Here is a 23,562-nt window from a genome sequence, read left to right as displayed (position 1 = left end):
CACTTAAATAACAAAAATACTATGATTGAGCTGATCAGAACAGATTCGCAAAACCGGGACTTTAAAAATTTGGTAAAATGCCTTGATGAATACCTGTCAGTGACAGACGGATCGGATCATTCTTTTTATTCCCAATATAACAAAATAGATAAGATTAAATATGTAATTGTTGCTGTTGAGGACAGCCAGGCCGTCGGCTGCGGAGCAATCAAGGAATTTGATACCGACACGATGGAAGTTAAACGAATGTTTACAAATTCTGAAAGCAGAGGAAAAGGTTTAGCAACAACAGTTTTGACTGAACTTGAAAAATGGGCAGCGGAACTGTCTTATAAAAAGTGTGTCCTGGAAACCGGGATTCGGCAGCTTCAGGCAATTGCTCTTTACAAAAAGAACGGATACCGGATCATCCCAAATTATGGCCAGTATATTGGTGTTGCCGATAGTGTTTGTTTTGAGAAGGTTTTGAAATAACTAGCTGGATAATTAATTTACATCAAAGGGCCTCTGCGGGAAACTATTTCTCGCAGAGGCCTTCTAATTATTCACTTTCCCGTCATCTCACTATAAATCGTTTGCGGAAAACCGCTGTTTTCTGTCCGGCATTTTTCAGGAAGAAACTTCCAGGGGAAGGACGATACCTGCGGAAACTGAGCGTTCCTGGATGCCCCTGTTTCTACTTTGTCAACCAGATTCACCAGATTATCCTTACCTGCAATGTTGCCTGTGAGCTGATTTCCGGAAAACATAACTGGTTTGTACTGTTTGGGTGATTTAAGAAAAACGCCGGTTGTATTTCCTGCAAACACAAAACTGTTGTCATTGAAAACAACATTTTTAGGAATACCAACCTCAATATCGGCCAACTCGATGGCCATTTCCTGCTGTGTGTCATTGTAAAATATATTTCCGGTCACTGAGGTGCTGTCTGTTACGCCGGCAAAATTGAAAAGACGTTTGCGTTTCAGGCCGTCATTAACACTCAGGTTGTAACGGATCACGTTATTTTGTGTAACGATATTGTCTTTGTTAATCGCATCGGAAATCACCAGCATAAAACCTCCGTCGTTATCGTGACTGTAATTATACTGGATAACCGTGTTCTTACAATTGCCATCAATATCAAAAGACTGACCGTCGTTGGACCAGTCATTATTTTGGGTAAAAGCGACTTCGTTATATTGAATTACCGTGTTGTCGCTGCTGTGCGGCCATATTCCTACTGCGTTATCTTTTGCGCGCATGCGATTGTAAAACAACTTGTTGTGTTCTACCAAAGCGCCGTCAAAAGCTTTAATTACAATTCCGTCCCCGCCAATATCACGTAGTTCGCAGTTGCGGATCACCAGATTTTTATTTGGAAACCAGTTGGTACGAATGCCAAAAGTTCCGTTGCCGCGAATGCCGTTTCGGTCAACAAGTTCAAGCAGGCAATCTTCGATCACCAGATTTTCAATGTTACTTTGTTTCGGTCCGGCACATTCCCAAAAAATGCCATTTCCTTCTTTGGATCCTTTTTTATTATCGCCGTTCACATCATGAATATAAAGTCCGGCCAGATTAATATTTGAAATTGTACCAAAATCCTCTGAAAAAACACGTACGCCAGTCGGGCCGGTTTTCTGCTCTTTTACTTTTTCATCTTTGTTTGTAAGAGCCAAATCCCGAACGACAATGTAACTTTGATTTCGTATCAAAACTGCGTCCCTGGTGTTCCCATTTGCCTGGATTAATGGTTTTTCCCCTTTTCCATAAGAAGCAAAAACAATTGATTTACCTGCTCCACCCGAAGAAGCCGGAACAAGCTGCCCCTGCCAGACTCCTCCCCTGCTGAACAACACGGAATCTCCCGGAGCAAAAGAAGTTTTATTGACTTTTTCAAGTGATTTCCATGGCTTTTTGGAACTGCGGCCATTGAAGTTATCATCACCTTTTTTGCTGTCTACATAATAGTTGGCTGCTCTTGATGTTTTCTTCTGACCGTTTACATCAGCACAAAACAATACCGCGGTTAGTAGTGCCAGCGTGCAGGCATAAAAGTTAAAACCTGTTAATGTATTTATGTTTATCATTTTAAGTAGTTCTTCTAAATGACCAACAAACCAACAACGTCCTGATTTGAGTGCTGTTGGTTTGTTGAAAACTATTTTATGCCTTCTGATTCATTAATTCTGCCAGCCCGGGTTTTGTAAAAGATTGCTGTTTCTTTCAATCTCGACCTGCGGAACAGGCCATTTGTAGAGGTAATCTCCCTGCCAGATGTAAGGTGTCACAACGGTGCCCCAGATTTGTTTCACACCATTTCCTGTGTAAAAAACAGATTCTTTTAATGATTGCCAGCGCAGCTCATCGAAGTAATCAATTCCCTCGTTGACGAACTCCACACGACGTTCGTTACGGATGCGCTGGCGAAGATCTGCCTGTCCGGTAACGGTTGTGGCAGCAGACGAATTAAGCAAGGCGATACCTGCCCGTGCTCTCACTTCATTGACCAGCGCGGTTGCCTCTGTGGTCGATCCAAGTTCATTGAGCGCCTCGGCCCACATCAGCAGTACGTCTGCATAACGGATAAGCGGGAAATCAATAGGTCCGTAAGCACGGTTGACAATTTCAACACCGGCAGCACCTTCATAGACAAACTTTCTGTGCAGATAGTAAAACAAATTACCTGTATCGGTGCGAAGATCCGGAATGACAGTATTGCTGGTAGTCCTATATGGCCAGCGTGAAATTGTTGGCGTAATACCGTTGTAATCAGAATAAGGTGTGATTACATTGGCCTTCAGACGTAAATCGCGGTTTTCGTAAGCTTGAAGAACACGCTGTTCATTACCCGTTGGCAGATACAGGGACATGTCCAGTCCTTTCGCGGTCATCGCGGTAATTTCAGCTGCAGTCAGGTTGTTTCTTAAAAAATAGACTTCTCTTTTGTTAACAGGCATCGCGCTGTATCCAGGAATGATTTTATCCCAGTTAAACTTGCTACCGTCTTTATTTTCATACAATTCAACTACATCCGGAGAGATCAGGAAGATGTTCCAGCAGGAACCTGCCGATGAGCGGTTACCGCAGAAAAACTGCGTTGTTGACCCATAACCGCTTTGGTCCATATGCTGGATCGAAAAGATCATTTCGTCGCTCTGCTCATTGGCCAGCTTAAACAATAACCGGTAGCTATCTGCTCCTGCATCGGTGAACAGCTTGTAACCCGCCGTTTTCACGTTTTGAAAATCAGTTACAGCCAGCTGCCATTGTTTGGTATACATGTATGCTTTTCCGCGCAAAGCATAAGCAGCACCCTTGGTAACATGGCCAAAATTGGTATTACCTTTTGCATACTTTAAAGGAAGAGCCGGCTCATTGATCGCATCGGTAAGATCGGCGATAACCTGTTCCCACACTTTTTCTTCTGTTTCTCTGCCTTTGGTAAGTTCATCCAGACTAACCGGTTCAAGATAAACCGGCACGCCTTTGAAAAGCTGATTCAGACGAAAGTAATAATAGGCTCTCAGAAACTTGGCTTCCGCGGTGTAACGTGCCTTTTTTTCAGCAGATGAAGGCGATTTCAAAGCAATATTTTTGATGGCATCATTTGCCCTGTGAATTCCCTCGTAAAGCTCCGACCAAACGCTGCTTGCCGTCCCGTTACTGACTGTTACCGTTCCGGTCAGAAATGCATCAGCGCCACGCGGCTGACCACTCATGCCCAGCCTGTCGTAATGATACAGCTCCCGGTTGGAAGCATCGCCCGTGTTTATTCCCAGGCGCAATCCATGGTACACCCCGGTCATTCCGAGGTTGGTCAGGTTGTCGGTCGTCCACATGTTACCCGACGCCACCGATCCGTAGGGTTCTGTATCCAGCAAATCCGGATCGCAGCTTGTGAGCAGTGCCAGGGCAAGAACCGGAAATCGTAATTTGCCCAGGCCTGATTTTACTTTTGATAATGTTATATTCAATTTCATGATTTACAGTTTTTTGCAGCTTAAAATGTCACGTTAACACCCAGTGAGTATTGCTTCATAGTCGGATAGCCGACACCAGAACCGATCTCCGGATCCAGACCAGGATATTTGGTTAAAATCAACAGGTTTTCCCCCGACAGGAATATTCTTGCTCGGCTCATTTTTGCCTTTTTAACCCAAACATCAGGTATTGAATAGCCCAGCTGAAGATTTTTCAGTTTCACATAAGAAGCGTCATAAAGCCAGAAGGTATTTGAGGTGTTGTTAATCGCATCGCCATTGTATTTCAGCCTCGGAAAAGTCCCGGAGATATTATTGCCAGGATCAGATGGATTGACGTCATTGTAATAATAATGATCATCGGCAACACGAACAGAAACGCCGTTTCCGTCACGTACGATCGAGTTGTTATAGCCTTCTGCATTGTAGTAATACTGCATTCCGGTTGATCCCGCCCAAAGCATCGACAGGTCAAATCCTTTCCAGGAACCGTTAAGCGTCAGACCAAAAATGTAGCGGGGGGTGGAAGTAGTACCGGTAAATTTCCTGTCATAGGAGTTACCATAAATTCCGTCTCCGTTTAAATCTGCAAAGATAAAATCACCGTAGTAAAGCTGCGATTTACCCACCCCGTTTACAGGAGAAAAAGAATAACCGGCTGCTTTCATTGCATTTACCCATGCCAGATCTTCCGGTGTACGGATCATACCATCTTTCGGACCGCTGTTGATATTTACATCTCCGCCTGCGGCAAAACTTCCGTCTCCTTTGTAGCGTTCACGCAGGTAGAATTCATTGATAGCATAACCTTCCAGAATCTGGTTATCGCCGCCGGTTGACACTTCGCCCAGGTTGCTTGTGTAGGTGCGGGTACCGTTGGCGTTTTCAACCCACTGCTCACGTAATTTCCCTTTATAGGTCATTACTTTGTTGATGTTGTAGGCAAAATTTCCACTTACCGAGTAGTTAAATTCTCCGATTTTATCTCTCCATCCCAGCGAAAGTTCAAGCCCGCGGTTGCGTACTGCGGCTGTGTTTTGCGTAGGTGCAGAAACAGTTCCAGCTGTAATTGGAATTGGAGGAGTTGTCAGAATGCCGTCAGTATATTTCTGATACCATTCGAGTTCGATATTAGCGCGGTTATTGAATGCGTTTGCGTCAACGCCGACGTTTGTAACCGTAGTTGTTTCCCATTTCAAAAGCGGGTTGGCAATTTTTCCCTGAACAAGACCGGATGAAACCGCTCCGTTGAAAGAATACCCTACTTTGCCATAAGTTGCCTGGTAATCATAATCTCCCGAGGCGTTGTTACCAAGCTTACCCCAGGATGCACGCAGTTTCAAATTCGTTAAAGGCGTTCCCAGATCTCTGAAAAAGCGTTCTTCAGAAATTCTCCATCCTGCTGAAAACGATGGGAAAGTACCCCAGCGGGTTTGAGGTGAAAACCGTGAAGATCCATCGTAACGAACATTGGCTTCGAAAAGATATTTAGAACGAAAGGCATAATTCACACGTCCAAACCAGGAGCGCATCGAACGGTCATATTCCTGGCCTGAAATGCTGCTCAGGTCTGTTGCCGAACCAAGCGTGGTAATCGTCCAGTCGATCAGACCCATCTTGGAAGCACCAAGGTCATAATAATTGTAATAATACTGGTTGTAACCTGCCAGCGCACCAATGTCATGATCCTTTCCCAATATCGTGTTGTAACGCAGCACGTTATCAAAGGTTACCTGATAATTTTTGTTAAAGGAATAACTTGTACTCATCGTTGTCGGATCGTTGGTCTGGCTGATATCATCCGCGATATTATTGGCAAAATTCCATCTCAGCAAGGGAATTGCATGTGAGTTATATTCTGCAAACCGCATCTGATAATTCAGTTTGGTCTCAAATTTCAATCCTTTCAAAATATCAAAATTGGCAAAAAGCGTCGTGTTAAATCTGGATTCTCTATCGTCTCCACCGGTTGAGTTCAGGTAGGTCAGGATGTTGTTCGCTGTCTGGATCTCATCTGTCGCCGAAGGCTGTCCGTATCTTCCGTCATAATACGGATAAACACCCGGCACGGTCTGGCGGAGGAAGTTAAATGCGTTACCGGTATTTCCCAGATCCTTTGACTGTGTTTGAGCAAAAGTTTGGGTACCAATCGTGATAAATTTGGCTAACGTAGCCTGCACATTTGCACGAAGCTGATATCTTTTAAGACCCGTGTTCTGCATCACACCGGGATTGTCCAGATAGCCCAGTGAAATATTGAAAAGTGCTTTATCGCTTCCGCCGTTGACTGACAGGTTGTGATTTTGAACCATATTATTTTCAAAAATAACATCGCCCCAGTTGGTATTTGGGTAGGCCAGCCAGTTGGGTGCCCCGTTTGCATTTAAACCGTTTGGATTTGCCTTTGCATCTTCCCAGGTCTGAATGGTTTGTGCCGAATAAATAGGTGTAGCACGGCCTATGTTCGCGGCGCCTTCGTTAAACAAACGCATGTGAAGCGGATAATCAGAAACGAATTCCGGCAAAGCGCTGGGACTGGCTGTCGAGAATAAACCGCTGTAAGAAACAGTCGTTCTGTTTTTGGATCCTTTTTTGGTTGTGATTAAAATAACACCGTTGGCCGCCTGTGATCCGTAAATTGCCGATGAAGCGGCATCTTTCAGGATTGAAATATTTTCTACGTCGTTAGGGTTTACCGCATCCATTACCCCGATAATTCCGTCAATTAAAACAAGCGGGCTATTATCGTTCAAAGTACCTGTACCTCTGATACGGATCGTAGCCCCATCATCTCCCGGTTTTCCTGAGCCCTGACGCACGTAAACGCCCTGACCCAAACCCGCCAGAGAAGAAGAAAGGTTGGTTACCGGCCGGCTTTCAATACTTTTTGAATCGATCGTGGCAACAGATCCTGTCAGGTTCACCTTTTTCTGCTCACCATAACCCACCACAACCAGTTCGTTAAGTGTGCTTGTGGAAGCGGTTAGATTGACAGAAAAATTTGTCTGCGATCCGATTTCTACTTCTTTTGGATCGTATCCAACAAAGCTAAAAACCAGAATTTTGTCAGTCACATCTGCAACAGAAAGTTTAAATTTTCCGTCAACATCTGTAACTGTTCCCTGTTGAGTGCCTTTTAGAACGACACTTACTCCGGGTAGGCTCTCGCCTTTCTCGTCGGTAACTTTACCCGTAATGTCGGCTACGGTTCGCAGCATTCGTGCGCCGGCAGTAGCAGGATTTAAAATACTAGTGAAAATAACAATAACTAACATGGCCCCAAGGCTGGCTTTTGTCCATGCTGCCATCCGGTTACGGAAAGATCCGCGGGGAGGCAACAGCCAGACTTTGTTTTTAAGGGAACTGGTAGAATACTCCATAAGGTTAAAAGGTTTGTACGGTTATAATGTTTTGCCTTACTGTAAAATCGGCCAACAAAATTGATGACAAACCCCTGAATCCTGGGGAGAAAATTCTGTTTGATTAGGGGGACAATTCGGTCAAAATATTGTTATTTTCGCATAAAAAGCACTTTTTCGTTTTTTTACAATAATCAGCTGAGAGCTGCTAAACCATCATGAACCAAAAGCCGATTTTATCTTTCTTTTTGAAGAATCCCGGGCGGTTTGTGATCGTGCTCTTAGCTGCCTTTTTTTCTTTCGGGATTGCGGCTGGTCAAAATATGGTTTTTAATCACCTGGATTCAGAAGATGGTTTGTCCCAAAATTCGGTACTGACCATCGCACAGGATTACAGAGGTTTCATGTGGTTTGGTACAGGTTACGGACTGAATAAATATGACACACGCGGTTTTAAAATTTATAAACATAACCCGGCGGATTCCACCAGTATATCCAACGACTACATTCTCTCATCACTGTCCGACTCAAAGAAAACTTTGTGGTTTGGTACCAGCGGCGGGCTGAATAAATACAATCCGGAAACGGATTCTTTTACACAGATCCTGGCGGGAGATATTTCTAAAAAGACACTTAGTAACCAAACGGTTAACTGTATCTACGAAGACCGAAGTGGGCGCTTATGGGTAGGAACCTCTAACGGACTCAACCTGCTCACCGACAGAAAACAAAATTTATTTAAATCCTATTTTCATTCGGGTTCCCAACCCAGTTTGCCAGGAAATGATGTACGTGCAGTTTTCGAGGATTCAAACGGAAACTTATGGGTAGGTACAACCAGCGGTTTATCAAAGATGACTTTCCAGAATGATCGTGTTCTTTTTGAATCCTTTGTCAATAACAAAAAAAAGTCAAACAGCCTGAGTGACAATTTTGTAACTTCTGTAACGGAGGATTTACAAAAAAACATCTGGATTGGCACAAAGCTGGGTGGATTAAATTTGTACCAAAACAGCTCTAAAAGTTTTATCCGGTTCGGGCATACCAACCAGGCGTCGAGTCTGATTCACAATAACATCAGAAGGCTGATGACGGATAAATCCGGAAAAATCTGGATAGGCACACTGGAAGGTTTGAGTATTTTCGACCCGGTCAACAGGACATTTCAAAGTTACCAGCACAATCCCGAAAAAAGAAGCAGTCTGAGCCAGAATTCGCTTTATTCTATTTTTCAGGATGCAAGCCAATCGGTTTGGCTGGGAACTTACTTCGACGGCGTGAATATCGTTTATTCTCATTCCACACCCTTTAACGTTATCCAAAACGGAACTTCAAAATACAGCCTGAGTCATAATGTGGTCAGTGCAATTACCGCTGACGAAAAAAACAACTTATGGGTTGGTACGGAGGGCGGTGGGATAAACTTTTTGAATGAGGCAACCGGCACGGTGTCAAAATTAAGAAGCACTGAAAATTCATCTTCCGGGCTAAGTTCAAATCTAATAAAGTCTCTGGTAAAAAGCAGGGATGGAAAGCTGTGGATCGGCATGCACCTTGGAGGACTTAACAGTTATGATCCGCAAACCGGGATTTACAAAGCGTTTCATCACGACCCCACCGATCCGCGTTCGATAAGCTCGGATAACGTCAACGCCATTTTGGAAGACAAACAGGGAAGACTCTGGGTAGGAACTGATCAGAAAGGAATCAATATTTTAAACCGGACAACCGGAACCTTCGATCATTACAGCGTCCAAACCAGGCCGCCCTTTCAGCTTAGCGGCAATTTTGTCAGAACACTCTTCGAGGATTCCAAGGGCAATATCTGGGTTGGTACCGGTGAAGGCCTTAACCTGATTGAAAAGGGTTTAAAAAAAATAAGCTGGATAAGATCAAAATATCCATTGAACCATCCGTTCCCGGTCATCATTAATTGCATCAGTGAAGATACCAGCGGCGTTATCTGGGTTGGGTCCTACAACGGCGGACTGACCGGCTTTGATCCGAATAAGAAAAGCTTTAAAACCTACACCCAAAAAGACGGACTGCCAAATGACAATGTACTGGGCATACTCAGCGATGGTCAGGGAAATTTGTGGGTTAGTACCGACAACGGTTTATGCCGGTTTGATGTAAAAAACCAAAATTTCAAGAATTATAATACCACAGACGGCCTTTCCGGTAACGAATTTCGGATGAACGCGGCTTACAGAAGTAACTCCGGTGAAATGTTTTTTGGCGGAGTAAACGGGATGGTGCATTTTTTTCCTGACAATATTGAGATCAATGAATTTGCTGCGCCTGTCGTCTTTACTTCCCTGAAACTCTTCAACAAACCCGTTGGCATCGGAGCAGAAGATGAGCTGCTTGCAAAAGACATCGGCATGACTGATGAAATAAAACTTTCGCATAGTCAGAACATTTTCACACTGGATTTCGCCCTTCTCAATTACATCAAACCAGGAAAAAACAGCTATGCATACAAGCTGGAAGGGTTTGAAAAGGACTGGAATTATGTCAATACGTCCTCGGCGACCTACACCAATCTTCCGGCAGGAAAGTATACTTTTTTGGTGAAAGGTGCTAACAACGATGGTTTGTGGAGCAAAGTACCTGCAAGATTAATCATTGAAGTTCTACCACCGTTTTGGAAAACCTGGTGGGCTTACTGTCTGTATGCCATCACCTTTACGGGTATTCTGTGGTTCGTTGTCCGCTACTTTTATCTGACTGCGCTCTTCAAAAGAGAACATGAACTCCAGCAGGTTAAGCTGGATTTTTTCACCAACGTTTCACATGAAATCAGAACGCACCTTACCCTGATTCAAGGCCCGGTAGAACGTCTGATTGCCACAGAAACAGAAAATACACTACTGCAATCACAGCTTACGCAGGTCAGAAAAAATGCAGAAAGACTGCTTAGACTGGTGAGTGAATTAATGGATTTTCGAAAAGCAGAAACCAATCATCTTCAACTGCAAATCACCAGAAACGACTTGGTCCCGTTCCTGAGGGAAGTTTTTTCCGCTTTCAGTCTGCCATCCCAGTACCGCAGCATCACTTCGGTCTTTGAAAGTAATGCAGATGTAATAGAGCTGTATTTTGATCAGGAACAACTTGAAAAGGTGATTTTTAATCTGCTTAGCAATGCTTACAAGTTTACCCAGGATGGCGGCAGCGTTACGATGATCACAGAGGACAAACCGCAGTCCGTTGAAATCAGAATTGTTGATAACGGCAAGGGTATAGCGCCCCAGTATTTAAGTAAACTGTTTGAAAATTTCTTTCAGGTTTATGATTATGGAAAACAAAACACGGGTTACGGCATAGGTCTGGCTTTATCGAAAAGCATTGTTGAGCTTCATAAAGGAAAACTTACAGTCGAAAGCCGGCAGCAGCAAAACAATAAGGCAGGAAGAACCTGTTTTACCATTATCTTACAAAAAGGAAGCAAACATTTCGACGCTTCACAACTCCGCTCGGAAGCTGCAGGGTCAGTGTATCTCGAACCGCTTTTTGAGCAGATGCATAAAGAAGTTTCCGTTTTTCCGGTGGATGAGCAAAAACCAACGATCCTGCTTGTGGAGGACAATTCCGAAGTCCGCGAATTTGTCGTTGATTCTTTAAGCAGCCAGTATCAAATCATTGAAGCTGAAAATGGAAAAACAGGATGGGACTACGCAGCTGAACTCATTCCGGATTTGATCGTCAGTGATGTTATGATGGCTGAGATGGATGGTTTGACACTTTGCACCAAACTCAAGACTGATCAGAGAACAAGTCATATTCCTGTCATTCTGCTCACGGCAAAAGCCTCTCTGAATCATCAGCTTAGCGGGTTAAAAACCGGCGCGGATGCCTATATCTCCAAGCCATTTAGTATTCAGGTGTTGGAAGTAAAACTAAGAAACCTGCTTGCCTCGCGGCGGCTTATGCGGGAAAAATACAGCCGTCAGGTTACTTTACAGCCAAGAAACCTGCCAATTGATACCGTCGATGAACAATTTTTAAACAGGATCGTGCAGATCACAGAGGAGCTGATGGACAATCCTGAATTTGGTGTGGTGATGCTTGCTGAAAAGGTGAATATGAGCCAGTCGGTGTTATACAAAAAGCTGAAAGCGATCACAGATATGTCGGTCAACGACTTTCTAAAATCGATCCGGCTAAAAAAGGCTGCTCAGCTTCTCGAACAAAACAAAATGACGGTCTATGAAGTAGCTTATGCTGTAGGTTATGACGACCGAAAATATTTCAGCAAAGAGTTCAAAAAACAATTTGGTAAAACACCGAGTGAATATGCAGCAAAGGATCAGGGCGTGAGCCCGGAAGGCTGAAATTTAAACAATTAGGTCAAATTTCAGCCGTCCAAAAACCTATTGTCCGGATATTACCTGCAAAGGTACCCAGCCATCAGGTCCTCCCAGGATGTTTTTGACCGTATATTTTTTCACTTCCTGATCTTTAAGCTGTTTTGACCAGCGAATTCTTTTTGAAACATCTGCCCCCGGGCCGGAATTTTTATATTCCGCATAAAGTGCGGTTTTATCCTTATCGGGAAACATCGAATCCCCAACCCAGGGATCCCAGCCCTGAGGCAAAATATGGGCTCCCAGTTCGCTGTTGACAAAAACAGTTTTTGCATATGGCCGCCAGGGTCTGCCCAGATAAACCTTTGTGGCCGAAGCCTCCGCGATTAATTTGCAATTAAAAAACACAAAACCAAATTCATGCCCTTTTCTGGTAGCCGCTGCGGTAATGTAGGAATCCGTCAGGCTTTTAACGGTACAGTTTTGAAAAACAACTGTTGCTTCACCAAAAATAAAATCGACCGTGCCCTCCACGTAGCAATTTTCATAGTACTGCCGGCTGCCCTCTGTCGCCAGATAAAGTGTATCCTGATTTCCCAGGAAACGGCAATTTTTGAAAGCTGCACGATCTGCTTCCACATGAAGCGCAACGGCCTGCCCTACCCTGCCGGCAGTGTTTTCAATGGTCAGGTTTTCAGCAATAAAATCATTGCCCTGTACCAGAACCGTAAAAGATGTATAGGTTGAAAATTTGCTGTTACCAAAACTGTCATGGCCGCCTTCTACATCTTTACCCGAAAAATCGCTGTGACGAATAATGGTGTTGGCAGGATCCTCCCCGATCAGCGAAATTGCCGTTTTCCAGGTTGGGATGATCAATTTCTCTTTGTAAATCCCTTTTTTGATAAAAATTGTAACGCGCTTCTGACCCAAATCCCGAACAGAATTAACCGCTTCCTGAATGGTTTTATAATCGCCGCTGCCATCCTGGGCAACGGTTAATTTTGTTGGTAAAACTTTACTTTGTGCCGTGGCCTTTACTGCAATAAAACAGCTCACCAGAAGCACGAGCATCCGAAATTCTTTCATGTTTATATTCAAGGTTGTTTTTTTAATCCTTCCCATTTCACATTCCATTTCCCGTTTTTAGGAAAACCCGGGTTTTGTGTTTTAATATCATCTGAACCTGCGCACATCAATGCTACCGCTGCCAGAATTCCTCCATTTCCGGGCAGATAAATTGTCAGTCGTTTATCCTGATAGTTGTGTCCATTCGGCAGGTAAGTGTTGGTTGTGATGTTTTTGAAAAGTGCATCTACCGCATCTTCCGGTTGGCCAAGGCGTGTAGCCGTCATGGCGATCAGCGGAAAATCCCAGCCCCATGTTCTCTCCCAGTGCCACACTTTTTCTATTTTATCATACGTTTTTTGCATAATGGCTTTATCGACATAACCATTGGCAGGTAAAGTACTCAGCGCTGCAAGTACAGCCGGGTGATCAATGGTAAACTTACTTTCAGGTGAATAAGAATCCTCAACACTCTGTGCTGCACTGTACAACCCATCTTTTTGAGAAAGCGGAGCAATTTTATCAATCACATCCTGCCAGTTTTTATCCGGCTGCATACCCAATCGGGAACGCCATTGCTGCGCGACCTGCAAAGCCCATTTCCAATAAGCAAGCTCGTATGGAGAGTTAAAGGTTTCGACCGGATTATAACATTCCTGCGCAGGAATGATGCCTTTTCCTAAGTTATAAAACTTCGTTGCCGGATCGTAGTAAGCAAAGGAGGCCATAAACTCTGCGCTTCCGAATATGAGCTTTTGGTATTTTTGTAAAACAGCTTTGGAAGGATTATTTCTGTAAATCAACTCAGCAAGATAAATCGCATGCGGCTGCTGCCAGATCAGAAAAGAACCAACTGATGAAGGAGATTCAACACCCGGATGATCCGTCATTTTTTGCCATCTGACTCCCTTGAATCCCTGCCGCCTGGCAATATCCGCAGCACCGTCATAAGCATCAAAATACCACTGCATACTTTTTTCGAGCAGATCGGTACGGTTCCAAAGCGCGTAGTGCGCCCCGTGCCACCAATACATTTCCATGTGCGGTTTTCCGTACCAGCTGTTGTAGGTCAGCCCGGTTTCCTGGGGTGGAAAATTGCCAGCACATTGAACACGTGTCAGGTACTGTGATAGGATAACTCTTCTTTCAAGTTCATTTGCGCGCTTGTCGGTACTTCCCGAAAAATCAACAGCCGCTCCCGACAACCAAAACTTTTTCCAGCCATCTTCGCTGCTTTTTTTAACCGCAGGAAAACCCATTTGCATTCCCCCTGAAAGATTGGAAGCGAAAGAAACTGACATTTGAAAATTCTCTGATACAGCGGGCAGCAGGGTAAAGTAATGAGCCTCCACTTTGGAAACAACAGCTTTGCCATTGAACTGCGCCTTAACAAAATATTTATCATCGTCCAGCTTGCGGCTAAAAAGCGCAGAATTTGCGGTTGGCTGACTCAGATCAGTTTGGTGAGAAGAAGCATTTTTATAATTTGTGCCCATGTCCGCAAATGCATTGGTAGGATACGGAAATCTGAATCTGATTTTAATCCGCTTCTCTTTCAACAGCGGGGAACTGATGTTTACCGCAATAAGATCCTGAACGGCGTCGCCTATCGTAATTACACTTACCGGCTGACCTTCTACCTTAAAATTGCTTGTGATCTCACCCGTCCAAAGATTCAAAACCTGTTTAATATTTACTATATCCTGCGGTTTGGCAATACTTCCGTCTTTTTTAATAATTTCCAAACCAATGTTACCCAGTTGTAACCGGGCAGGATTTTCGCGAAAATATTCAACTGCTTTTTTGTTGCGTTCAGGTTCCTTGAATTGAACTGAATAAAGTCCGGCCTTTTTATCGTTGAAATCATACGGTCTGAGAGTCTCTGAAAATTTTAGCCCATCCGGATTTGGGAAGGTGTGCCAACCCCATTCAGACTGCGTGCCCAGCGGAACTCCTTTTGTATAATATTCCGGAAAAGATTGTAGTCCGGTTGCATCGACGGTGAAGGCGAATTTTCCGTTACCAACTGTCAGTGATGACAGCGTATCCATTGTGTTTACAACAACATTATGCCTGCTGACCAGCGACTTGCGGTCAATTTTTTGTGCAAAAGAAATACTTGCTGATAGAAGTAAAACGGCGTTTAAAACCAGTTTAGGAAACTTGTTCATCAATTTATATGCTCTGTTAAAATTCCAAACACTTTCTCCGGATCGTTCATTTTAGTCTTGGTAAATTAACTGCACGACTGCGTTAAATTTTATCAAAGCAGAAATGGTTACCTGTCGAAAATCAATGGTAAGAACAAAACGGAGTATGTATACCTATAAAACTGAACAAATTTTAAATTGATTTATAACAAAACGAAGCAATCACTTTCCTGAAATTTTAAACTCAGCAAGCGCAACAGAGAAATTCTTCCCTTCATGACCCGACCGGCTCAGTTTAACTAACGCAAATCTCTGAAGTGTGTTCAGGCTGATCCATTGTTTCAATGTAAGCGGCGAACAATTCCATTCAAATGCCTTTTGCTGAACTTCCTGCGGAACCTGATTCAAAAAATTCCAACTGTCATTCACTTCGGCTAAAAGACTGGCGTTGTATCTGAACTGATCAAAAACAAGCTGTTTGACAAACCTTCCATAATCTTTGATTTCACTTTCTTTGTAGCAAGCCAGATAAGCCAGCTTTTGTTTTTGCTCTACACTAAATTTTGCCCACTCGTGCAGTTTGAGTTTCACGCCGCAGCTATCCAATTTATAACGGACAATCATTGGAACACATTTAAGCGTATCCACAAAATCACTTTCAAACGCAAAGAAAAAAGGACTCACCTGAACGGTTTTCATATAACTAATAAGCTTGATTTTCAACTAAACTAATCTCCAGCAACTGACTTTTAGGCGTTTCACAAACCGGGCAGCTATATGTTTCGGGTAAGCCTCCAAAAGAAGTTCCCGGTGCAATATTAGCCATCTGATCCCCGTATGCAGCATCGTAAACAGTGAAACAATTAGGACATTGGTGAACGACGGTTAAATCAGTTAAGATAATTTGCGGTTCAATATTTGTCACGGGCAACATTTCGGAGGTTTCTTTGATTCGCTTACGGCTAAATCTGCGGCACAGGCGTTCGACCTGGCCAGCGAGCTGGAACCTGAATAATCCTTTTTCAAACAAAATATGATTTCGGCTGTTGGGATTAAAGTTCTCTGCGTAATAAATATCATATACGCTTAGAACAGAAAGCTGAAAAATACTTAGCACCGCTCGTTTTTTAATTAGAACCGAACCAAAAACCTCGGATTTTGGCCTGGTTTGAATGCCAAAACACAGCCCGAAAGTGCGCGTGTCGTTTTTATCAAAATAGCTTACCAGTTCTTTTTTCAGATTACTCCCGTCATCTGAATTTTCCTCGGTTTGCCAGGCAAGCTCATTGGCAGCATGCCGAACATTGATATTGTGTTTGCCAAGAATACTGCTCCACGCGGATCTGTAAGCATCTTCTATACCTTTAATGATCAGCGATTTCCAGGGAGTTGTGCAAATCTCACCGATCCGGTTTTTTAAACATAGGCTACAAACATCAAGAAGAAATTCGACAGAAAACAACTCGTCGCGCCTGTAAAGGCCAAGCCAGGTTCTGGATTCGTAGCGGTTAAAACCTTCATAATAAGGAAGAGAAAAGTAAGGCAGATCAACCTCGTCATTTGCCTGCATTCCTAAATAACCAGCCGTATTTTTAATTCTGTGATATAAATCATCTTCATTAAATGCGGGCCCTGAAAGAAGATATTCTTCCAGATTTTTAGAAACCTGCCCGATTGCATTGGTATAAATCAGTTCTCTCCATTGATACAGCACATTTGTTTGTTTTGGCCTGATATACAAATACCAAAAATGGGGTTCAGGAGAAGATATAAAATTTAAGTTTCCTGTAAAAAAAGGTGTAAAACTCTGATTGGAATCCGAGATATTCACTTTCAGTTCAGGAGAAAAATCAAAGCTGTCAAGAACGGTATGATACTCACTTGCACCAAGCCACTGACCGGTTCGGAAAACTTCCTCCCCGCAATAAGAGCTGATGATGTTCGGATATCGGTCACTGTTAATTTGATAGAAAACACCAAGCTCTTTGAGATCCTTTTCCAAAAATCGCATCTGTTCGTAATGAACAGTCAGCAGCAGCTGTTGGCGCGAACCAAATCGTACATTTCTAACCTTTGCATCCAGACAGGCAGTGAGGATATCCCGCAGCCTCCCGGGCGATGCGATACCTCCGGGTAAATTTATCTTGATGTTATAGTAGTCGCGCATGGTCTTTATCGGTATACCAAATCTAAAAATCCGTGTTTATAAAGTTTAACATTAAACTACAAGTAGTTCCTGCTGCATCTTTTCGAGAATTGATCTCACTTCGGGACGGCATGAACCGCAGCCTGTTCCGGCACCTGTCTTCTGACAAAGCTGTTTGAAATCCGTACAGCCATTTTTAATAGCAGTTTCCAGATTCCCTTTGCCGACGTTGTTGCACGAACAGACCAGTTTTCCTACCAAAGCCTCAGCTTTCTGACTGGCTCTAAGCAGTTGAAGGCGCTTCTCGGAGAGTTCGATACCATTGGCGATCAGATCACGGAATTCGGCAAATTCATTTTTATCTCCGATCAGAATACAGCCTACCAGCTTGTCGCGGTGCACGATACATTTTTTATAATACCTTTTTGACTTATCAATAAAAACAATCTCTTCGTAACTAATATCATTGCCCGGAACCTCAGTCATTCCGATGCTGCACAAATGGAGGCCTTCCATTTTCAGAATATTCATTGAAGTACTTCCGCGGTATGGCTGGGAAATATCTCCCGCGATAAACCGCGCCGCCGCTTCTGACTGCTGTTCGGCTGCCAGTGTTATCCCCCACATCTGACCACGCCATTCGGCTATCTCGCCGGCAGTGAAAATATCCGGATCGGATGTCTGCAGATAGTCATTCACCACAACGCCTCTTTTACAATCCACACCAGCTTGTGTAGCCAATTCGAGGGAAGGGACGGTCCCGATGGCCATCACCACTAGCTGGCAATCAAGCCTGCGACCGGATTTTAGTCGGACACCATCTACTGTTGCCAACCCGGAAAAAGTAGACACTTCGTCGTTAAAGAATATCTCGACACCTCGCTCGGTCAGATCCTGATACAATAATTCACTCGCAAGCGGGTCGAGCTGGCGCTCCATAAGCCGTCCGCTTCTTTGGATCACAGTAACTTTTACTTTGATTTCCCGAAACGAAGCAGCCAGTTCCAGACCAAGAATACCCCCTCCGACAATGACAGCATGTGACTTTGGTTGCTTTAAAAACGGCAAAACGGAATCTGCATCCAGCCGGCTTCGCATGTTGAAAATCCCCGCAAGTTCCGGCACACCTTTTGGCATAAACGCCCGGCTTCCCATCCCGAGAATCAACTTGTCATAGGTATGTTCCTGTCCATTGCTGTCGATAACCGTTTTGTTTTTACGATCTATATGCACAATGCCGGTACCTTTATGAACGATGATGTTGTTTTCCGAAAACTGATCTTCGCGCAGTTTTACAAGCTTTTCCCACGATTGCGATCCGCTGATGTAATCAGGAAGAAGAACGCGGTTGTAAAAGGGATAAATTTCTTTTGAGAAAACATGAATTTCATCCTGCTGATTAAGCGCCCGATAGCTATTGATAAAACCAAGACCGGCCGAACCTGCTCCTATCACAATTATCTTTTCAAAAGGTTTTTGATAAACAGACACCTGTACAGCGGAGAATTTAAAATCAGGCTCTTTCGATTTTGGATCGACCAATGCACTGGTCAGATTGTTTGCTCTTCCCATGCTGCTCCCCAGAATCTTGCCCCAATGCATGGGCAGAAAGCACAAACCCGGCTTGACATCTTCTGAGATCTGCGCCTTTACCCGAACTTCCCCATGTCTGGTACGAACAACCACAAGCTGTCCTTCCGAAATAAGGCGAACTTTTGCGTCCTTTGGATTAATCTGCAAAAATGGCTGCGGTGTGTGCTGGTTTAATTTGGCCACACGTCCGGTTTTAGTCATCGTATGCCATTGATCACGAACCCGGCCGGTTGTTAAAACCAATGGAAAATCCGGATCGGTCGGCTCCGAACCGTTCTGATCATTTACCGCAAAAATTTGTGCTCTTTTGTTTGGTGTGTAGAATTGATGGTCGGTGAATAACCGTTTGGTTCCGTGATTCCCGGCATTGTCCGGGTTTACCGGGGGGGTGCCCCGGGCTGAGAGATGAAGGTCTTTCAGACCATTGTGAGAATGTTCTATTCTCTCTGCCCTGTTCTCATCGCCCATTGCCCTTCCCCCTATACCATCTGCCACACGCTTCCTACCAGGAAACGGCCATTGGATACTTCTTTTTTCTTTTAGCAGGTCGTAGCTCACACCCGTAATATCAATGCTGGTTGATTTGGTTGTTTTTACATATTCGTCGTAAACTTCGGATGTACTGTTGTAATTAAATGATTTACCAAAACCCATTTTTTCAGCAAACCGCCAGATAATCTCTGCATCCGGTAACGCCTCGCCGGGTGCTTTCTGTGCCTTTGGCAAATAGGTGATGCGCCTTTCAGCGTTGGTCATCGTACCTTCTTTTTCAAGCCAGGCAGCCGCAGGCAGCACCACATCTGCAAACGCGACTGTGTCCGCTTTATCAGAAACATCCTGAACGACAACAAAACGCGCATTTTTCAATGCTTTTTCCGCCGTATTCACATCAGGCATACTCACAAGCGGATTCGTGTTTATAATCCAGATGGCTTTTAATCTGTCATCTGCGAGGGCATCAAACATTTCGGTTGCCGTAAAACCTGGCTTATGTGCAATCTTAACCGGGCTGTCCCAGAATTGTTCCATCTGCTCGCGATGAGCCGGATTGGTCACCTCGCGATGTGCCGGAAGGATGTTAGCCAGTCCACCCGTTTCACGCCCGCCCATCGCATTCGGCTGACCGGTAAGAGAAAATGGCCCGTTGCCGGGTTTGCCAATCCGGCCGGTGATCAAATGCAGATTGATCAGCGACAGATTTTTATTAACACCTACGACCGATTGGTTTAGTCCCATCGTCCAAAGTGACAAATAACCTTTTGACGCGCCGATCCAGTGTGCTGCGGTTAAAATATCATCCTGGCTAACCCCGCAAATCTCAGCAGCTTCACGAATACTTCTTTCAAAAACCTTTTCCCGAAAACTTTCAAAGCCGTCGGTATGGTTCATTATAAATTCTTCATTTATGTAACTGTGTTCAATCAAAAGCCGGCCAATGGCGTTGTTGAGCACAATGTCTGTTCCGGGATCGATTGCCAGGTGAAGATCTGATGACCGGGCTGTATCTGTCCGGCGGGGATCAACACAAATAATTTTCACATCGGGATTGGCAGCCTTATGAGCCTGAATTCGCTGCCACAGGACCGGATGGCACCAGGCTGCGTTTGCCCCGGTCACAAAAAAGACATCGGCCTCTTCAATATCATCGTAACATACAGGAACACTATCTTCTCCCAACGCCATTTTATATGCCACCACCGCAGAGCTCATGCAAAGCCTGGAATTGGTATCGATATTATTGGACCCGATAAAACCTTTGATCAGTTTGTTGACAAGATAATACTCCTCAGTCAGACACTGTCCGGAAACATAAAAAGCAACAGAATCAGGTCCGAATTTTTTAATCAGTGCTTTAAAAACAGCAGCTGTGCGCTCGAGCGCATCATCCCAGCTCACACGCTGCATGGGCATCGAGCGGTTCAGCCGCATTTGCGGATAAAGAAGCCTGTCTGACTGATCCATCACCGTGTAATGCAGATTCATTCCTTTGGAACAAAGCAGCCCCTTGCTGGACGGATGTTCTTTGTCACCTTCCAGACTCAGCTGCCCATTACTTTCCTGATGAACCAGCACGCCACAACCCACCCCGCAGTAACAGCAGGTTGATTTAATGGTGTCGTATGATGTTTCCATAGGTAATTAGTTACAGCAGTGATTATCAGTTTTACACAAACGCTTCGGCAACAGGTTTTCAGATTTCAGCTGCCTCCAAAACATTTGCCTCGCCGATGTGCTGTCGTGTTTTATCAAAATTGACCAAAGCAACAATTGCCGCAACACAGGCAATGGCTACTCCGATATAAACAAAAGCCTGCGAATAAGATATCGAGCTGGATTTAAAGAGGAACCCGGCCAGTACCGCCCCGACGTTACCCCCGGCACCAACGATCCCGCTAACTGAACCAATCGCTTTTTGATTTACAAAAGGCACAATAGCATAAGTTACGCCGTTAGCCATTTTCAGAAACATAGCAAAAGCGAGCATGGTAATGACTGCCACCACAATGGTACTGCTTTGCGCAAAAACAGCGATCCCGATTCCTTCAAGTGCAAGCAGCAGCGCCAGAAGTTTACCCTTACCAATCATACCAAATTTGCGTCCTACTTTGTCTGCAACAATACCACCGACCGCTCTGGCAAATAAATTCATAAAACCGAAAGTACCGGCAAGAATGCCAGCGACTGCCAGTGACGTATCAAAGTTTTCAAAAAAGTAAAGCGCAGCAATGTTGTCGAAGGTTATCTCAATTCCAAAACACGCTCCGTAAGCCAGAAATAATGCCCAGGTGCGTGGATCTTTCGCAGCGATGCCAAGCGAACCTTTGGTTTGTACGGCAGTCTTGTTTGTCATAGCCAGGTCGTCAAAATTACCAGCCGGAGTATCCTTTGTAAAACGATAGTACAAAAACGAAAAAAGTAACAACATAACCCCTGGTACGATCATCGCAAGCCGCCATGCAGATTCCGGCAGATAACCCGCGGCAATAAAACCTGCAAAGATCAGCGGCATGACCATGTTCGTAATTCCGCCACCCAGGTTTCCCCATCCACCGGCGACCGCATTGGCGGTACCTACAATTTTTTTATCAAACATTACCGATGTGTGATACTGCGTGATCACAAATGACGCTCCGATTACGCCAATAGCCAGCCGGAAAAGCAAAAAACCTTCATAACTATGGACCAGGCCAACAGTCATTACCGGCACTGAACATACAGCCATAAGCGCAGAATAGGTTTTTCTTGGTCCCCAGCTGTCGCATAGTTTACCTATTACGATCCGGGCAACAACCGTAGCTGCAACCGAAGCGATGATAATATTTCCAATCTGTGATTTGGTTAGTCCAAGGTCCGTTTTGACAATGGTCATCAACGGAGCAAGACCAAACCAGCCGAAAAAACAAAGAAAAAATGCCATCCAGGTGAGATGGAAGGTGCGCATCTGTACACCTTTAAAACTAAAAATATTTAACTTTTCAAGCGGTTTACCGGTCGTTTCCATAGTTTATGAATAGAAAAAAGAGTGAAAGAATATCTGGCTATTTTATTTTTGGCACAAAGCTTCTTTCAAGACAATTGTCTTGTTTTGGTGATTTGTGAAGCTGTAAAGCAAATTTTATAAAAGACTTTATTTCAAAAATTCAGGTTTTATATTAATCATCAGATAGGCCCAGCTGGATATTTTTTGCGGATCTTTGACTGCCTTGACCTGCGCCAAACTATTGGTTGAAACATAGGAACAGTACCCGGCCTGAAAGCTGATTGTCTTTGTTAAATTATAGGATGTAATCAGATCCAGTTCACTTCCCAGATTACCAGATTGTTTTTCTCCTTCTGTATTTCTAAGTTCGGTAGCGCTTGAAAACCTGTGCAGGTCGGCCTGAAGGGAAAGTTTTCCGGAAAGTTTTGTTGTGGTAGTGACAAAAAGATCAGACAAACCACCTTTTCCGAATCCGTTAGCAGCATAAAAATAATCCATTTGCCCCCAAAACTTGTGCGGTGTACCGTAAAGCGGATCGAAGCTGTGGTTGTTACGGGAGCCCGCCGCGGTGCCGGAGGTATAGTCAAAGCCGGGGCCGACTGTAAAAAACCGGCTTGCTTCATAAAGGCCTTTAACCGAGTACATGTAAGCGCTCAGATCCGAACCGTCCTTATCTTTACCCGTCTGTAAATAACCGCTTGCAGTAACATTCCAGTTTTTACCGACTTTTGTCTGCAGATAGGGTCCGATCGTTATTCTGTTCCAGGTTCCTTTTCGGCTGGCCTTCAATGCACCTGCCCCTACTGTATATTTTTGAAAATCATCTTTAAACAATAGAAAAGATACGTTTCCCTGTTTGATTTTCTTTGCCAGGTAAACAAATTGCATGGACTTGTACATGGTTCCGATCCCATTGGTACCGGCAGCATAACCCACCGGGACGCCGTCATACAATGTCCCCGTTTTTAATTCACGGTTTTGATTATACGCAGCACCGGCATGGGCGGTAAAACCGGCGTAACTGTACTTGATAAGTGCCGCATCATGCCGCCTCGCCTGTTGCAGCCAGTCCAGATTGCCCAGTAGACGACTATCATCATAAACAAGCTCCTGTCTTCCTATTTTAAGAGAGAAGTCTTTTCCTTTTTTCGTTTTATTGGTATCCAAAAGGCTGATTTCACCCCAGGCTTCATGCAGCATCAGCCCATTTAGTGAAGCATTTGTAGGTCGGTTACTGGTAGATGCATCCTGTCCCCAAACTCTTACATCCTGCAATGAAATGTAAAAGTTACTCCGGTAGGCCTTGTATCCGGCAGTCAGCCGGGTTCTCTGCGAAGTAAAAAAAGCCGGTTTTTCACCTTCCTGCAGTGGCGAGCCCTGCCCTTGTATGAATTCGGTCCTGGTACGTAACTGGCCCGAAACACTGAGCTGCGCATTGGACTTAAACTGATTTAAGACGCTCATACAGCCGAAGCAGATTAAAAAAATGT

12 protein-coding genes are annotated in these 23,562 nt (G+C 44.2%); 2 read left to right on the top strand and 10 right to left on the bottom strand.

Annotation, left to right across the window (positions count from 1 at the left end):
- Positions 1-21 precede the first annotated feature (21 nt).
- Entirely contained in the window at positions 22-474 is a 453-nt protein-coding gene (locus E0F88_RS04770) for a GNAT family N-acetyltransferase (protein ID WP_131956980.1), read from the top strand.
- A 71-nt stretch (positions 475-545) separates the two neighbouring features.
- On the opposite strand, the gene E0F88_RS04765 is transcribed toward E0F88_RS04770, so the two are convergent.
- From E0F88_RS04765 to E0F88_RS04755, 3 genes are all read right to left on the bottom strand, one after another.
- The gene (locus E0F88_RS04765; protein ID WP_131956979.1) at positions 546-2,072 is read right to left on the bottom strand and encodes a right-handed parallel beta-helix repeat-containing protein; all 1,527 of its coding nucleotides are present in this window, start codon (positions 2,070-2,072) and stop codon (positions 546-548) included.
- A 93-nt stretch (positions 2,073-2,165) separates the two neighbouring features.
- The gene (locus tag E0F88_RS04760) at positions 2,166-3,965 is read right to left on the bottom strand and encodes a RagB/SusD family nutrient uptake outer membrane protein (protein WP_131956978.1); all 1,800 of its coding nucleotides are present in this window, start codon (positions 3,963-3,965) and stop codon (positions 2,166-2,168) included.
- A 20-nt stretch (positions 3,966-3,985) separates the two neighbouring features.
- Entirely contained in the window at positions 3,986-7,345 is a 3,360-nt protein-coding gene (locus E0F88_RS04755) for a SusC/RagA family TonB-linked outer membrane protein (RefSeq protein ID WP_131956977.1), read from the bottom strand.
- A gap of 197 nt (positions 7,346-7,542) precedes the next feature.
- On the opposite strand from E0F88_RS04755, the gene E0F88_RS04750 reads away from it, so the two are divergent.
- Positions 7,543-11,661 (top strand): hybrid sensor histidine kinase/response regulator transcription factor, encoded by a 4,119-nt coding sequence (locus tag E0F88_RS04750; RefSeq protein ID WP_131956976.1) that lies wholly within the window; start codon positions 7,543-7,545, stop codon positions 11,659-11,661.
- Positions 11,662-11,700: 39 nt separating this feature from the next.
- On the opposite strand, the gene E0F88_RS04745 is transcribed toward E0F88_RS04750, so the two are convergent.
- The 7 genes from E0F88_RS04745 to E0F88_RS04715 form a co-directional block, all read right to left on the bottom strand.
- Positions 11,701-12,723 carry a pectinesterase family protein gene (locus E0F88_RS04745; protein WP_131956975.1) on the bottom strand — a complete coding sequence of 341 codons (1,023 nt, stop codon included), beginning with the start codon at positions 12,721-12,723 and terminating at the stop codon, positions 11,701-11,703.
- 8 nt (positions 12,724-12,731) lie between these two features.
- Positions 12,732-14,873: a TrbJ/VirB5 family protein gene (locus E0F88_RS04740; RefSeq protein WP_131956974.1), complete on the bottom strand. Its 2,142-nt coding sequence runs from the start codon at positions 14,871-14,873 to the stop codon at positions 12,732-12,734.
- Between the two features lie 201 nt (positions 14,874-15,074).
- Positions 15,075-15,551, bottom strand: a complete 477-nt coding sequence (locus E0F88_RS04735; RefSeq protein ID WP_131956973.1) for a nitrate reductase associated protein — start codon at positions 15,549-15,551, stop codon at positions 15,075-15,077.
- A 4-nt stretch (positions 15,552-15,555) separates the two neighbouring features.
- Complete coding sequence (locus E0F88_RS04730; RefSeq protein ID WP_131956972.1) at positions 15,556-17,019, bottom strand: rubredoxin; 1,464 nt, start codon at positions 17,017-17,019, stop codon at positions 15,556-15,558.
- A gap of 51 nt (positions 17,020-17,070) precedes the next feature.
- On the bottom strand, positions 17,071-20,724 hold the full coding sequence (locus E0F88_RS04725; protein WP_131956971.1) for a nitrate reductase: 3,654 nt from the start codon (positions 20,722-20,724) through the stop codon (positions 17,071-17,073).
- 58 nt (positions 20,725-20,782) lie between these two features.
- Entirely contained in the window at positions 20,783-22,093 is a 1,311-nt protein-coding gene (locus E0F88_RS04720; RefSeq protein ID WP_131956970.1) for an MFS transporter, read from the bottom strand.
- A 126-nt stretch (positions 22,094-22,219) separates the two neighbouring features.
- Positions 22,220-23,536 carry an alginate export family protein gene (locus E0F88_RS04715; protein ID WP_131956969.1) on the bottom strand — a complete coding sequence of 439 codons (1,317 nt, stop codon included), beginning with the start codon at positions 23,534-23,536 and terminating at the stop codon, positions 22,220-22,222.
- Positions 23,537-23,562: the final 26 nt, after the last annotated feature.

It is taken from the genome of Dyadobacter psychrotolerans (assembly GCF_004349265.1).
GTDB classification, from domain to species: domain Bacteria; phylum Bacteroidota; class Bacteroidia; order Cytophagales; family Spirosomataceae; genus Dyadobacter; species Dyadobacter psychrotolerans.
The sequence above is the reverse complement of the archived record's forward strand: the minus strand, read 5'-3'. Positions and strand labels throughout refer to the sequence as shown.